This window comes from Clostridium luticellarii, from assembly GCF_002995845.1.
GTDB lineage: Bacteria > Bacillota > Clostridia > Clostridiales > Clostridiaceae > Clostridium_B > Clostridium_B luticellarii.
On record NZ_PVXP01000038.1, the window covers coordinates 17,400 to 31,855 of the forward strand.

Genomic DNA, 14,456 nt, shown 5'->3' on the forward strand with positions numbered 1-14,456 from the left:
TTTACATTAACTGCAAGCAATATTCTATATAAACTTTGTTAATTTAAGAACCACTTGGTACTGAAAATATCCTGTCAGCTATTTTGACAGCTTCCCTGGCATCTTTGGCATAATAATCCGCCCCTATCATATCTGCATAATTTTGATTTAATACCGCTCCTCCCACCACCACCTTGCAGTGAAGTTCATTTTCTCTTAAAGCTTCTATAGTTTTTTTCATATTGATTACAGTAGTGGTCATGAGCGCACTGAGTCCTACCAATTTTATATCATTTTTTCTTACAGTATCCACTATCTTTTCTATATCCACATCTCTGCCTAAATCTATAACATTAAACCCATAATTTTCCAGTAATACTTTGACTATATTTTTTCCGATATCATGTATATCACCTTTTACCGTAGCCAGTACTATATTTCCCTTTTCTATGTTTTTTTCTCCATTGTCCAATATTTTTTTCTTTATTATCTCAAAGGATTTTTTCACGGTTTCTGCCGACTGTATAAGCTGTGGTAAAAATATATCCTGTGACTCATACAGCTTTCCAACCTCATCCAGTGCAGGTATTATATATTGATTTACTATTTCCTCCGCCCTTCTGCTTTTCAAAAGTTCTGATGTGAGCTCTACAGCTTGATCCTTCACCCCATCCATAATGGCAAGCTTCAGATCTTTTTTATTTTGAATTTTATTTTCAACTTTATTTTTTTCTCCGCCCTCAGGTAATACATTGTTTTTATTTCCATATTTAGATATATAGCTTTTACCCTCTTTATCTATATTTGCCAAAACTTCAAAAGCAGATATAATCTCCTTTACTCCCCTGTCCTGAGTATTTATTATAGGAATATCCAGACCTGCCTGCAGTGCAACTGCCAGAAAAGTTCTATTCAATATACATCTTCTTGGAAGCCCATAGGATATATTGCTCACTCCTAAAATAGTCTTCACTCCGAATTTTTCTTTGATGAGCCTTATGGCTTTTACTGTTTCCATGACTTCTTTCTGTTGTGCCGACGCAGTAAGTGTAAGGCAGTCAACTATTATATCCTTTTTATTGATTCCATAGGAAGCTGCGGTTTTGATTATCTTTTCTGCAACTTTAACCCTACCCTCTGCACTATCAGGTATTCCATTTTCATCTATGGTAAGTGCTACAATACATCCTCCGTATTTTTTTACTATTGGAAACACTTTCTCCATAATATTTTTCCTGCCATTTACCGAATTTATCATAGGTTTTCCATTGTATATCCTGGCTCCTGCCTCCAGTACACCTGGATTGGCACTGTCAATGTTCACAGGCAGCTGTACTGACCTTTGAATTGCCTTTACTGCTTTTTTCATTATTTTAACTTCATCAATTTCAGGAAGTCCAACATTAAGTCCTACTATATGGGCCCCTTCCTCCTTTTGTGCTATAGCTTCTTTTTCTATATAATTTACTCTTCCCTCCTTTAATTGTTTTTTATACACCTGTCTTCCCGTAGGATTTATCCTTTCACCCACAATCTTTATTCCTTCTCCCAAAATTACAGTATTGGTAGGTGAACAAACTGCAGTATAGTTTTTTTCTTTTATATCCACTGGCTGTATTTCCTTAAGTGACTCCACCATGTTTTTTATGAATCTGGCATCAGTTCCACAGCAGCCGCCTAAAATTCTGACTCCTTTTTTAGCCATAATAGCCATGTTTTCTGAAAATTTTTCCGGTGTTATATCATAGATCGTATTCTCGCCATCATATCTGGGAAGTCCTGCGTTAGGCTGTACTAGAACCGGAAGAGATGAATACTCCAATATTTCATCCACAATTACTTGAAGCTCCGCTGGACCAAGAGAACAGTTTACACCGAGAGCATCCACTCCAAGTCCTTCCAGTGTAACCACCATGGTTTTTGGGTCTGTCCCCATAAGAGTTCTACCGTCCTGCTGGAATGTCATTGTACAAAATATGGGCAGGGAGGTATTTTCTTTAGCCGCAAGAACAGCTGCTTTAGCTTCATACAGATCAGACATGGTTTCTATCAGGATCAAATCTGCTCCTGCTTTTTCACCTATAATCACCTGATTTTTAAATAATCTGTATGCTGTTTCAAATCCCAGATTCCCCGTGGGCTCCATAACCTGACCTATGGGTCCCAGATCCAGTGCAACTAATTTGCCTTTACACGCTGCCTCTTCTTTTGCAATTTTCACTCCAGCTGTGATAACATCTTCTATAGTGTAATCCGAGGAATTGTATTTAAGTTCATTGGCTCCAAAAGTATTGGATATTATTATGTCCGCTCCTGCCTCCAAATATTTTCTGTGTATTTTTCTTATAATTTCAGCATGAGTGACATTTAAAATTTCAGGCAGTTCTCCAGGTTGAAGTCCCGATTTCTGGAGCATAGTTCCCATAGCCCCGTCAAAGAAGATAAATTTGTTGTTAAATTTATTGAATAGTTTTTTAGAATCCATATACATATTCCCTCTTTCTCTATAAAACTTTTTACCCGTATTTATCTATAATTTAATACATTCTATATCATACGCAAAATAAAAAAGTTGCTTTTCTTATAAGAAAAGCAACTTTAGAGAACAAAATTAAACTTTTCTTATCTTTCAGGTATTGACATACCTGCTGGAATTAGCACCGTTAAATGATAATAATCATTCAGGTTGCCGGGTATCATAGGGCCAGTCCCTCTACCTCTCGTGATAAGAATATTTTCATATTAATACTTTTAATTGAAATTGTCAATACACTTTTTATGAATCTTTATGAATTTTTAAATCCTAAACTTTTAATATGAATTAATAATATCACATTAATAGAATTTAAGGAAGTATACAAATAAAACTGTTACTTTTTTAACCTGTCCAAATGCTTGAAAAATATTTTTGACTTTTCCTGTTCTGAAAATTTTCCCTGAGAACCTTGATTCTCTATGTCCTCCGGCACTACAGTTATTACGGCAGCTATATCAAAGCCCTTTTTTTTCAAAATTTCTGTATATATTTTCTCGTACTTTTTTCCAGAGACCAATATTTTCACTGGTTTTCCAATTATCTCATAACTTTTATCAGCTCCGTCATATATTAAAATTGAAACTTTTTTATTGTACCAGAGGCTTCTTGTTATATTTTTGTAGCTCTTTGAGGATTCAAACAATTCCACATATTCAACGTTGCCTTCATCATCTACATGAAGACTTTGTTTTATGGCTGCATGGGGTATTCCATGAACATTCACCGTTTCAACTACTTTTATTGTATCGGGGTTGTTAATTATATCTTTTATATCATCAATATTTATCATCTTAAGCTTCACTCCTTAAAATATTCTCAGTAAATCCGAATTAGGATGGTTTCCGCATCTTCGATAATCGTCAAAATCTATTCTGAGTTTGTATTTTTCTCTTAAGTCATTAAGCCCTATGGTGAGTTTTACATAGTACTCCAGAGATGCATTTTTCTGATTCCTGAAAAATGACATGGGCCTGGGAACCCAGACAATATACACAATTGAAACACCCTTGCTCATAAGATCTTCTGCTTCCTCCAAAGTATGCTTCAGGCCATCTTCCTCTGTTTTAAAGCCTCTTGGTTTTGCCAGCTCAACTCCACCCACAATACCTGAATTCACATTTCCTCTTCCAAATATATCCACAGCCGCTACAAGTCGTCTTTTCCACTCTCTATACCCCACCCATTCTTCTTTTCCAGGGCAAATCCATTTAAACAGCTCCTCATTTAACACTTCAATATCAGAAGTATAACTTGACAGTCCTGTTTCATCGTATAATCTCCGAAGCTGCTTTTCATTTAACGCCGTAGTTATCACCTGACTTGGAAATCTTCTTCCTTTAAAATTCTCACCGATTGCCTGAAGTATCTCTATATAATAATCTACCTCTGAATCAAAAGGGGTTTCACCATTAAAATCCGAGCCCATGGTCATACATATATTGGTGAATCTTCCTTTTTGCTTTATGGCCTCTCTGACAGTTTCATAAGCATCCTGCGGCGTCAGCTTCTTTTTTATAACTCCGTCTTCTTTGAGGTGGGGCACCAGATCGCAGTATTTGCATCCATTTCCATTTTTCCAGAAATAACAATATGACGTAGGGGTGATGTTCAACCTCTGCGGCCTTGCAAATACTATGGAATCCATAGGAGTTCCGCTGCTTGTAAGTTTCCCGTAATAATCAGGCTTCTCCCAGAAATCTACTTCTTCCACTATTTCATTCCTGTCAAGCAATACAAATTTTCCATCTCTATAATCCACAATATACGGATTTTGATCCAGCGGAGTAGGATCTGTAATTATTATTGTCCCATCTCTCAAAATCAACGATTCCGGAACAGATTTGGTTTTCGGATCTCTTGCACCAAGAGACGCGAAGAATACATTGGATCCTATCAATTGATAGACATCAGGATCAATTTTATCCAAGACATTTTGTGTATAATATACTCCCCTGCGTTGAACATCTATTTTTAAAATCAAAAGCCTTGGTATTTGAGGATATTTTTCAACAACATCTTCAAATTTCAGTTCTTCATCACGAACATTTACTGTTGGCATAATTTCAACTCCTTTTCACTTTTTATTATTTTTACGCATTTCTGACTGCTTCCTGTTTTGAATGTTTATAAAAATATTCATTTATTTCTTTATACAATTCAGTCAATCTTTATTGGAGTGAAATAAAAAAATACAATTTTTTTATTTTTCTCTTGACAAGCTATATGATTATCTGTTATTATTGTCTCAATCGAATACGGAACTTCTTATCCAGAGCGGCTGAGGGACTGGCCCTATGATGCCCGGCAACCTGAATGATCATTTTTTATTCAACGGTGCTAATTCCAGCAGGTGTACCTGTACCCTGAAAGATGAGGAGCATGAAGAAAATCTTCTTGTATCTCATCATCAAGAAGATTTTTTATTTTGCCAATTTGTATAGAAGTTTCGTCCAAAATATAAAAAATACATTCAAAGTATATTAAGGAGGAAGTAAAAAATGAGTGAAGAGAGAAAATTAGGTTTTGAAACATTACAAGTACATGCAGGTCAGGTACCTGATCCAACAACAGGAGCAAGGGCAGTTCCAATTTATCAAACAACGTCTTTTGTATTCAAAGATGCAGATGAAGCTGCAGACTTTTTCCAGTTGAAAAAACCAGGAAATGTGTATGCAAGAATAATGAACCCTACAGAAGATGTATTTGAACAGAGAGTCGCAGCTCTTGAAGGTGGAAGTGCAGGCCTTGCTACAGCATCAGGTTTGGCAGCAATATTATATTCTATATTAAATGTGGCAAATGCAGGGGACAACATAGTTTCAGCCAGCACTCTCTACGGCGGAACATATGAATTGTTCTCTGTAACTCTAAAAAAATTGGGAATAGATGTAACATTTGTAGATCCTGATGATCCTGAAAACATAAGAAAAGCAATCAAAGACAATACAAAGGCCGTTTATGCTGAAACCATAGGAAATCCAAGAATAAATGTACTTGATATAGAGGCAGTGGCAAATATAGCCCATGAAAATAAAATACCACTTATAGTAGATAATACTTTTGGAACTCCATATCTGGTAAGGCCAATAGAATACGGCGCAGATGTAGTTGTTCACTCTGCAACTAAATTCATAGGCGGACATGGAACTACCATAGGTGGAATTATAGTAGACGGTGGAAAATTTGACTGGAGAGCAAGCGGTAAATTCCCTGATTTTACTACACCTGATGAGAGCTACAATGGACTTGTATATGCAGATCAAGGTCCTGTTGCATTTGCTACAAAGGCCAGAGTACAGTTATTGAGAAATACCGGTGCTACATTGAGTCCTCAGAGTGCATTTTACTTCCTCCTCGGACTTGAATCACTTTCACTGAGAGTTGAAAGACATGTAGAAAACACAAGGAAAGTAGTAGAATTTTTGAGCAAGCATCCTAAAGTTTCATGGATAAACTATCCTGAACTTGAGGGAAGTCCATATAAAGAACTGGCCAAAAAATACCTTCCAAAAGGAGCAGGTTCCATATTTACTTTTGGAATAAAAGGCGGATTTGAAGCTGGAAAGAAATTTATAAATAGCGTAAAATTATTCTCACTGCTTGCAAATGTGGCAGATGCAAAATCACTTGTAATCCACCCATCAAGTACAACCCATGCAGAGCTGAATGAAGAACAGCAGAAAGCCGCTGGAGTAACTCCTGATCTTATAAGACTTTCAATTGGTGTAGAAAATATCGATGATATAATATATGATTTGGATCAAGCTCTTGCTAAAGCTTGATAATAAACAAGTTCCCTAATTATTTTAAATTCCCTAATTTTTTATATAATTTAATTATAAAGAGCTATCCCTACAACTTTAATGTAGGGATAGCTTGTTTTAAAGCTCAAAGTGTAAATAACAAATATCAAATTTGGTTGATTTTCGTTTTTAACCGAAAATCCCCATTATTTGATATTTAATATTTGAGCTTTAAACTTTATAATAAAATATTACAATTTGGAAATTACGGCATTTGCAAATTCATATGTAGTTGAACTTCCGCCCAGATCTGGAGTTAGATATTTTTTATCTCTAAGTACTGTTTCAACTGCTTTTTCAATCCTGTCTGCGGCTTCACCTTCATGTAAATATTTCAGCATCATGACTGAAGACAAAATAATAGCAGTAGGATTTGCCTTGTTCTGTCCTGCAATATCAGGAGCTGAACCATGTGCAGGCTCAAATATTGCCTGCTCTTCTCCTATATTGGCTCCAGGAACTAACCCAAGTCCTCCCACCAGTCCAGATGCCAGATCCGACAATATATCGCCATATAAATTTGGCATCACAAGCACATCATATTTTTCAGGATTCAGCACCAATTTCATGCTCATGGCATCTACTATTACATTGTCAAATTCTATGCCGCTGTATTCACTGGCCACTTCCTGGGCAGTTCTCAAAAAAAGTCCATCCGACAGCTTCATTATGTTGGCCTTATGAACTGCAGTTACTTTCTTTCTTCCATTATTAACTGCATATTCAAAAGCTGCCTTTACTATTTTTCTACTGGCATTTCGGGATATTATCTTTACGCTTTGTGCAATTTCATCGTTTACCATAAATTCTATTCCTGCGTACAGATCCTCAGTATTTTCCCTGAATATAACCAGATCCACATCATCATATCTGGATTCTACTCCTTTATAGGTTTTTATAGGCCTTATATTGGCATACAAATTCAGACTTTTCCTTAAAGTTACATTTACACTCTTGAAGCCCTTTCCCACCGGCGTGGTCACAGGACCCTTCAACGCCACCTTGTTTCTCCTTATACTGTCAATAACCTTCTCCGGAATGGGAGTGCCGTATTTATCTATAAAAGCTGCCCCGGCCTCAGCTACCTCCCAGTCTATATCCACTCCGCTGGCATCTATAACTTTTGTTGCCGCCTCACTGACTTCAGGTCCTATACCATCACCTGGAATAAGAGTTACTCTATGTCTATGCTTCATAAAATCAATTACCCCCTAATACGTTGAATTTTTACATATTATTCTTTTTCACTAAATTTATTAATCCACCATATTTTATCATATCTCTCTGCCTTTGGGTAACGTTAAACAGCATATTGTACTTTTTATTTTTTGTTTTATTATTTACCACAATTATTTCACTGTTGACTTGCTCAAGCATATCTTCAATCTCAAGTTCATCCATAATATCTATGTCCTCATAATCCTCCGGTTTTTCAAAAACCAGGGGCAGTATTCCATTGTTAATTAGGTTCTGCCTGTGTATTCTAGCAAAAGACTTTGCAAATACAGCCTTTATTCCAAGATAAAGCGGAGCCAATGCAGCATGCTCTCTGCTGGAACCCTGGCCATAATTCTCTCCTGCTGCTATAAAACCACCTGAATTCTCTTTTGCCTTTTTCGGAAAATCCTCATCGCAGGGAGTGAGACAGTAATCCGCCAAATATGGTATATTGGATCTATAAGGCAGCAATTTTGCATTGGAAGGCATTATATGATCTGTGGTTATATTATCAACCACCTTGGTAAGTACCTTTCCCTTTAAAACATCTCCCAGAGACTTCGCTTTGGGAAACGGCTTTATGTTAGGTCCCCTTACCACTTTAACATCTTCTCCATCTTTGCTGGGTTCAACTATCATATTGTCATCTATCAAAAATTTTGCAGGAATTTCAACCTCAAAAGGCCTTCCCAGCTGTCTTGGATCTGTGACATGGCCTGTCAATGCAGAGGCAGCTGCAATTTCAGGGCTTACCAGGTATATTTTTGCAGATTTAGTACCGGATCTTCCTTCAAAATTTCTGTTGAAAGTTCTCAGGGAAACTGCATCCGTAGCAGGTGACTGACCCATTCCTATACAAGGCCCACAGGCACTCTCCAGTATTCTTGCACCTGCATCTATCATATAGGACAATGCCCCATTTTTAGATAACATGGTTAAAACCTGCTTTGATCCCGGTGATATAGTAAGAGAAACATTTTCGTTCACCGTATTTCCCTTTAAGATATTTGCCACTTTCATCATATCCGCATAAGAAGAATTCGTACAGCTTCCTATACAAACTTGATTCACCTTAACATCCTTCAATTTTGAAACAGGAACCACTTTATCTGGACTATGAGGGCATGCTGCCATAGGTTCCAGAGAAGATAGATCTATCTCCATCTCTTCGTCATAGCCTGCATCTTCATCCGGCTCTACAAGAGAAAAATCCTCTTCTCTCCCCTGAGCTTTTAAGAATTCATGAACTACGTCATCGCTGGGAAATATAGAGGTGGTGGCTCCAAGCTCTGCCCCCATATTGGTTATAGTTGCTCTTTCAGGAACAGATAATGTTTTTACTCCATCTCCCACATATTCAAATATTTTTCCCACTCCACCTTTGACACTGAGCCTTCTCAGCATTTCTAAAATTATATCTTTGGCTGTAATCCAATCTCCCAATTTACCCTTTAAATTTACCTTAACTATCTTAGGCATATTCAAATAGTATTCTCCGCCGCCCATGGCCACTGCTACATCCAATCCACCTGCTCCAATGGCAAGCATTCCTATTCCACCTGCTGTAGGAGTATGACTGTCAGATCCCAGCAGAGTATCTCCAGGTACTCCAAATCTCTCCAGATTAACCTGATGACATATTCCATTTCCCGGCCTTGAAAAATATATTCCATGCTTTTTTGCCACAGTCTGAATATACAGATGATCATCTGCATTTTCCGGTCCTGACTGAAGTATATTGTGATCTATATAGGCAACAGATTTTTTGGTTTTTACTCTGCCTATTCCAAGTGCTTCAAATTGCAGGTAAGCCATGGTGCCTGTGGAATCCTGGGTAAGCGTTCTATCTATTTTTATTGCAATTTCCTCTCCTGGTATCATTTCGCCCTTGACCAAATGTTTTTTTATTATCTTTTTTGCTGTGTTCAATCCCATAATATTACCTTCCTCACTTCCTCCAATTGACGATTAACAATTAGCAATTGTCAATTACATTGACAATTGTCAACTGTTTAACTAGCTCTTTCCTCTTTTTTTCTCATAATTTCTGGCATAACTTTTTTAACCAACATTTCCAGTTCATTATTACCTATCATTGTAGTCCTTCCTAATTTATATTGTTCATCTACCCATAATTTTATTTCATTTACTCTCTTATCTTTCTTGTCAATTTTATTGTTTCCCTCCAACCTATAATAGGTATTAATCCATGCTGCAATTCCAGCATGTCCCGAATATTGGTTTACGGCTACCACAATGGGTTTTCCCAAAATCTTATCTGTATTAAATGCATTATAAATTTCTTCATCCTTTAGTATTCCATCCGCATGTATTCCTGCCCTGGTCTCATTAAACTCTTTGCCAACAAAAGGAGTTCTTGTAGGAACATCATATTTCATTTCTCTGCTGAAATACTCTGCTAATTCCGTTATAACATGCAGATTCATATTTTTAGTATTTCCCTTGAGCTGGGCATATTCAAATACCATAGCTTCCAGCGGACAATTTCCTGTCCTCTCACCTATTCCCAGAATAGACGTATTTATGGAAGAAGCTCCATATAACCAGGCTGTCGTAGAATTATCCACCACACTATAAAAATCATTGTGTCCGTGCCATTCTATTAGATCAGAAGGAACTCCACAAATAGTTCTAAGCCCATGAATAATTTTCTGAACACTTCTTGGAACAGCCACTCCACTATAAGATACTCCCAATCCCAAAGTATCACAAGCTCTTATTTTTATAGGAACATTTGCCTCCCTGGAAAGTTCCATTAATTTAGTCACAAAAGGCACTACAAATCCATAAAAATCAGCTCTTGTAATATCCTCCAGGTGGCATCTCGGGTGAATGCCATTGTTTAGTGCTTCTTTAACTACACTTAAATACAAATCCACAGCTTCCTGTCTCGTCATCTTGAGTTTTTTAAATATATGGTAGTCCGAACATGACATAAGCATCCCGGTTTCTCTAATTCCCATCTGCTTTACCAGCTTGAAGTCCTCTTTATTTGCCCTTATCCATGAAGTTACCTCTGGAAATTCATAACCTTTTTCCATGCATTTTTCAGCTGCTGTCCTGTCTTTTTCCGTATACAAAAAGAATTCTGTCTGTTTAATTATACCAGAATCATTATCCAACTGATGAAGATAATCAAAAATTCTTATTATCTGTTTACTAGTATAGGGCGGCCTAGACTGCTGACCGTCTCTAAAGGTTGTGTCTGTAATATATATTTCTTCAGGAATATCCATAGGTACCTGAACCCTGTCAAAAATTATCTTCGGAATTTCATCGTAGGGAAATATATCCTTATAAAGATTTGGATTGGCTACATTGTCCAGTTTATACCTGGCAGAACAATTTTTCAATCATATCATCTCCTCATTCTAGAACATTGGCTCTATAATTTAAAATGGACTTTTGAATTATTTTCATTGATTTATTGCATATACAATTTTTATCTACATATGTCAATTTAAATATGTACCCAATACTCATGATTTTCTAGTTATTTAAAAATAAATTTGCTTATATTGTAACACTTTTAATATCCATTATCAAATACATATTTTTGTTTTCTCAATAATTGAATAATGTCATTTATTCTATGCATTACTTGCTGAAATAGGATTTTTTATATGATATATTGGCTCTACATCTTAGTTCCACCATATCTAATAGATACTAGGCAAAATTCTGCATGTTTTTTGTAAATCTTTACATTTAAAAGTTAAATTATTCATTAAGTATATATATACCAATGGATATGCTATAATAGATACGGTAATATTTATGAACTAATCAAGTGATTTTATGGATCAAGTGATTCTTAGGTTCAGGTAGAGTTTGCCTATAAGACATACTTATCTCCACCTGAACCTTAGAAGAACTTATCCAGGCGCGTAGCAGTGCTTATCTCCCACCTTCAAGAAGATGGGAGTATTGGCAATGGTAGCGATCGGATAAATATAATTCTAGGAGGAGGAATTGGTTCATGCTAAAAACCATTTTATTTTACTTTATTTTTATTCTCTATATGCTAGGTACTGTAACAAAAAAAATTAAATTGGACAGAATAAAAAGTATCGGTGATAAGAATCAGATTGAAAATTACATATATATTTCTGTGAAAAATTGGGCGAATTTCATTTTAAGACTTGTAAATGCCAAAATTAAATTGGAAGGAAAAGAAAATGTACCTCAGGCTCCCTGTCTTTTTGTTGCCAACCATCAGGGATTTTTTGATATTCCCATAATAATTTCATCTCTGGATAGAATGGTTGGGTTTATAGCTAAAAAAGAAATTACCAAAATTGGATTACTCACTTATTGGATGAAGCAGATAAACTGTGTTTTCATAGACAGACAAAATATACGTGAATCTATAAAATCCATAAATGAGGGTATAAAAATTTTAAAAAGCGGACACAGCATGGTGATATTTCCAGAAGGCACTAGGAGCAAGGGACCTAAAATAGGCGAATTTAAAAAAGGTAGTCTGAAATTGGCTTTAAAATCCAAGGTTCCCATAGTTCCCATTGCCATAGATGGCAGCTATAAATTGAGAGAGGGCAACAATCACAGTATACTAAAGCCGGCAGAAGTTAAAATGACTATATGTAAACCCATATACATTGACGATATGTCAAAAGAAGAACTCTCAAATTTATCCACCATTATAAAGCAAAAAATATCTGAAAAAATATATCTTCAAAACTGATATATTTCACAAAGTTGCTAAAGGAGCTGTTATAATAATGAATCTTATAAAAAAATATTTAAATATATTCACTGTATTTCTGGCAGTACTTTTTTTATTTTCAGGTTGCATCAATAATACCAGCAATGTCTTGAATCCAAAGGTTAAATCTTCTCAGCTCCTGGTGCATTACATAGATGTAGGTCAAGGTGACAGTGAACTCATTCAGATAAATGGTAAAAACCTTCTAATAGATGCAGGTCCAAATGACAGTGAGAATAAGCTAATGTCCTACTTAAACAAACAGAACATAGAAAAACTGGATTATGTAATTGCAACTCATCCCGATGAAGATCACATAGGAGGCATGAGTTCAGTGATAAAAAAATATGAAATAGATGGATTCTATGCTCCAAGAAAAACCACAGACACCCTGACTTTCGAAAAGATGATAGTTTCATTAAAAGATAAAAACATGAAAATAGATGTGCCAAATCCTCTTGATACAAAATTAAATTTGGGTGAAAACATTACAGCGGAAATTTTAGCTCCCAACAGCAGTACTTATGAAGATACCAACAATTATTCTATAGTTTTAAAAATAACTTACGGAGATACTAAATTTTTATTTACCGGAGATGCCGAAACTAAAAGCGAAAGTGAAATGACAGATAAAAATTATGATCTTTCAGCAGATGTATTAAAAGTTGGCCACCATGGAAGTTCAAGCTCTACTTCAGAAGAATTTTTAGACAGGGTTAATCCCAAAATAGCTGTGATAAGCTGTGGCAAGAATAATAAATATGGGCATCCAACTAAAAAAACAATAAATAAACTCAAAAAGAAAAATATCCAGATCTATAGAACCGATGTAGATGGAACTATTTTGCTCACAAGTGACGGCAGTAAAATAAGTAAAGAATAATTTATCCTGAGGAAATATCACTTGATTGAATTCACAATATATAATTAATTAAAATTTTCGGCCTTTGATGAAAATAAAATACTGCACAAGGAGATATAATTATGAAGGACAAGCCTATATTGAAATTAAATCTCAGAACAAAGGGCATATTACTAGTAATTACAGCTTCTATGCTTTGGGGAGTATCTGGTCCAATAGCCCAGTACCTATTTAAGTATAGAAATATAAGCTCTGAATGGCTTACAGATATACGCCTTTTAGCATCCGGAATTATTTTTTTAACAGTACTATATTTTAAAAACGGTAAAAAAATATTTGATATATGGAAGTCAAAATATGGCCGGAGGCACATGGTACTATTTAGCATATTTGGATTAATAGGAACTCAATTTGGATACTTTCAGTGCATTAACTACTCCAATGCACCTACAGCAACTATACTTCAGTACTTAAATCCCGTTATAATTGTACTTTATTTTGCAATTTATACAAAAAAATTTCCGACTTCAAGAGAATATATAGCTATTGTATTAGCTCTATTAGGTACATTTTTTATAGTAACAAAAGGTGATATACATTCTCTGGCTATCTCCAATCAGGCCCTTTTCTGGGGAATCCTATCGGCTTTCGCCGCAGCATTTTATGTAGTACAGCCTTTTTATATAATTAAAAAATGGGGATGTGATATAGTTGTAGGATGGGGAATGTTTTTAGGTGGACTAGCTTTTTCTTTTGTACACACTGCCTGGAAAATTCAAGGAGAGTATAACTTCAGTTCAATATTGGGAATCATTTTTATAATTGTATTTGGAACTCTTCTAGCATTCTACTGGTATTCATCAAGTACAAAATATATAAAGGCATCGGAGACGGCTTTACTATCATGTATTGAACCTTTATCTGCCACAGTTATATCTATAGCCTGGCTAAATATATCTTTTGGCATATTTGATATTATAGGAGGAATATGTATTATAAGCACTGTAATAATTTTATCCTATTCCACTAATAAAGATGTAAAGGCATAATAAAATGCAGACCATAATTTACTTGGTCTGCACAATTTATTTCAAAAAATAAAATGGCTCCGTGGAGAGGGCTCGAACCTCCAACCCTTCGGTTAACAGCCGAATGCTCAACCATTGAGCTACCACGGAACAACAATTTACCCGGCAGCGACCTACTCTCCCACAGGGCTTCCCCTGCAGTACCCTGGGCACTGTGAAGCTTAACCTTCCTGTTCGAAATGGTAAGGGGTGTTACCTTCACGTTATTACTACCAGATGCTTC

General features: G+C 35.8%; 10 protein-coding genes, 1 tRNA gene, 1 rRNA gene and 2 riboswitches. Of the genes, 4 read left to right on the forward strand and 8 right to left on the reverse strand.

Annotated elements, in window-relative coordinates:
• Window positions 1-43: 43 nt before the first annotated feature.
• From CLLU_RS12065 to CLLU_RS12075, 3 genes are all read right to left on the reverse strand, one after another.
• The gene (locus CLLU_RS12065) at window positions 44-2,464 is read right to left on the reverse strand and encodes a homocysteine S-methyltransferase family protein (RefSeq protein WP_106010041.1); all 2,421 of its coding nucleotides are present in this window, start codon (window positions 2,462-2,464) and stop codon (window positions 44-46) included.
• A 134-nt stretch (window positions 2,465-2,598) separates the two neighbouring features.
• A riboswitch (SAM riboswitch) is annotated at window positions 2,599-2,711 on the reverse strand.
• Between the two features lie 138 nt (window positions 2,712-2,849).
• Window positions 2,850-3,305 (reverse strand): hypothetical protein, encoded by a 456-nt coding sequence (locus CLLU_RS12070; RefSeq protein WP_106010042.1) that lies wholly within the window; start codon window positions 3,303-3,305, stop codon window positions 2,850-2,852.
• Between the two features lie 15 nt (window positions 3,306-3,320).
• Window positions 3,321-4,574, reverse strand: coding sequence for a radical SAM protein (locus CLLU_RS12075; protein ID WP_106010043.1), 1,254 nt, complete (start codon window positions 4,572-4,574; stop codon window positions 3,321-3,323).
• 203 nt (window positions 4,575-4,777) lie between these two features.
• Window positions 4,778-4,892: riboswitch (SAM riboswitch) on the forward strand.
• Window positions 4,893-5,013: 121 nt separating this feature from the next.
• On the opposite strand from CLLU_RS12075, the gene CLLU_RS12080 reads away from it, so the two are divergent.
• Window positions 5,014-6,297 carry an O-acetylhomoserine aminocarboxypropyltransferase/cysteine synthase family protein gene (locus tag CLLU_RS12080; RefSeq protein WP_106010044.1) on the forward strand — a complete coding sequence of 428 codons (1,284 nt, stop codon included), beginning with the start codon at window positions 5,014-5,016 and terminating at the stop codon, window positions 6,295-6,297.
• 212 nt (window positions 6,298-6,509) lie between these two features.
• On the opposite strand, the gene CLLU_RS12085 is transcribed toward CLLU_RS12080, so the two are convergent.
• The 3 genes from CLLU_RS12085 to CLLU_RS12095 form a co-directional block, all read right to left on the reverse strand.
• Window positions 6,510-7,514, reverse strand: a complete 1,005-nt coding sequence (locus CLLU_RS12085) for an isocitrate/isopropylmalate dehydrogenase family protein (protein WP_106010045.1) — start codon at window positions 7,512-7,514, stop codon at window positions 6,510-6,512.
• Window positions 7,515-7,545: 31 nt separating this feature from the next.
• Window positions 7,546-9,471: an aconitate hydratase gene (locus CLLU_RS12090; protein ID WP_106010046.1), complete on the reverse strand. Its 1,926-nt coding sequence runs from the start codon at window positions 9,469-9,471 to the stop codon at window positions 7,546-7,548.
• A gap of 77 nt (window positions 9,472-9,548) precedes the next feature.
• Entirely contained in the window at window positions 9,549-10,910 is a 1,362-nt protein-coding gene (locus CLLU_RS12095) for a beta/alpha barrel domain-containing protein (RefSeq protein ID WP_242977589.1), read from the reverse strand.
• 626 nt (window positions 10,911-11,536) lie between these two features.
• Between CLLU_RS12095 and CLLU_RS12100 the strand changes: the two genes are divergently transcribed.
• The 3 genes from CLLU_RS12100 to CLLU_RS12110 all read left to right on the forward strand — a co-directional run bounded on the left by CLLU_RS12100 (window position 11,537) and on the right by CLLU_RS12110 (window position 14,194).
• Entirely contained in the window at window positions 11,537-12,262 is a 726-nt protein-coding gene (locus CLLU_RS12100; RefSeq protein WP_106010047.1) for a lysophospholipid acyltransferase family protein, read from the forward strand.
• 37 nt (window positions 12,263-12,299) lie between these two features.
• Window positions 12,300-13,166, forward strand: a complete 867-nt coding sequence (locus tag CLLU_RS12105) for a ComEC/Rec2 family competence protein (protein ID WP_106010048.1) — start codon at window positions 12,300-12,302, stop codon at window positions 13,164-13,166.
• 101 nt (window positions 13,167-13,267) lie between these two features.
• Window positions 13,268-14,194 (forward strand): DMT family transporter, encoded by a 927-nt coding sequence (locus CLLU_RS12110; RefSeq protein WP_242977591.1) that lies wholly within the window; start codon window positions 13,268-13,270, stop codon window positions 14,192-14,194.
• A gap of 54 nt (window positions 14,195-14,248) precedes the next feature.
• Here CLLU_RS12110 and CLLU_RS12115 read toward each other — a convergent pair.
• Together CLLU_RS12115 and rrf are read right to left on the reverse strand one after the other, a co-directional pair.
• Window positions 14,249-14,323: transfer RNA gene (locus tag CLLU_RS12115), tRNA-Asn, on the reverse strand.
• A gap of 10 nt (window positions 14,324-14,333) precedes the next feature.
• Window positions 14,334-14,450, reverse strand: a 5S ribosomal RNA gene (gene rrf, locus CLLU_RS12120).
• Between the last annotated feature and the right edge of the window lie 6 nt (window positions 14,451-14,456).

Excerpts from the sequence above, each read along its gene's own strand:
- CLLU_RS12090 (WP_106010046.1), bottom strand. The coding sequence starts at position 9,471 with ATGGGATTGAACACAGCAAAAAAGATAATAAAAAAACATTTGGTCAAG.
- CLLU_RS12065 (WP_106010041.1), bottom strand. The coding sequence starts at position 2,464 with ATGGATTCTAAAAAACTATTCAATAAATTTAACAACAAATTTATCTTC.
- CLLU_RS12075 (WP_106010043.1), bottom strand. The coding sequence starts at position 4,574 with ATGCCAACAGTAAATGTTCGTGATGAAGAACTGAAATTTGAAGATGTT.
- CLLU_RS12085 (WP_106010045.1), bottom strand. The coding sequence starts at position 7,514 with ATGAAGCATAGACATAGAGTAACTCTTATTCCAGGTGATGGTATAGGA.
- CLLU_RS12100 (WP_106010047.1), top strand. The coding sequence starts at position 11,537 with ATGCTAAAAACCATTTTATTTTACTTTATTTTTATTCTCTATATGCTA.
- CLLU_RS12105 (WP_106010048.1), top strand. The coding sequence starts at position 12,300 with ATGAATCTTATAAAAAAATATTTAAATATATTCACTGTATTTCTGGCA.
- CLLU_RS12080 (WP_106010044.1), top strand. The coding sequence starts at position 5,014 with ATGAGTGAAGAGAGAAAATTAGGTTTTGAAACATTACAAGTACATGCA.
- CLLU_RS12110 (WP_242977591.1), top strand. The coding sequence starts at position 13,268 with ATGAAGGACAAGCCTATATTGAAATTAAATCTCAGAACAAAGGGCATA.
- CLLU_RS12070 (WP_106010042.1), bottom strand. The coding sequence starts at position 3,305 with ATGATAAATATTGATGATATAAAAGATATAATTAACAACCCCGATACA.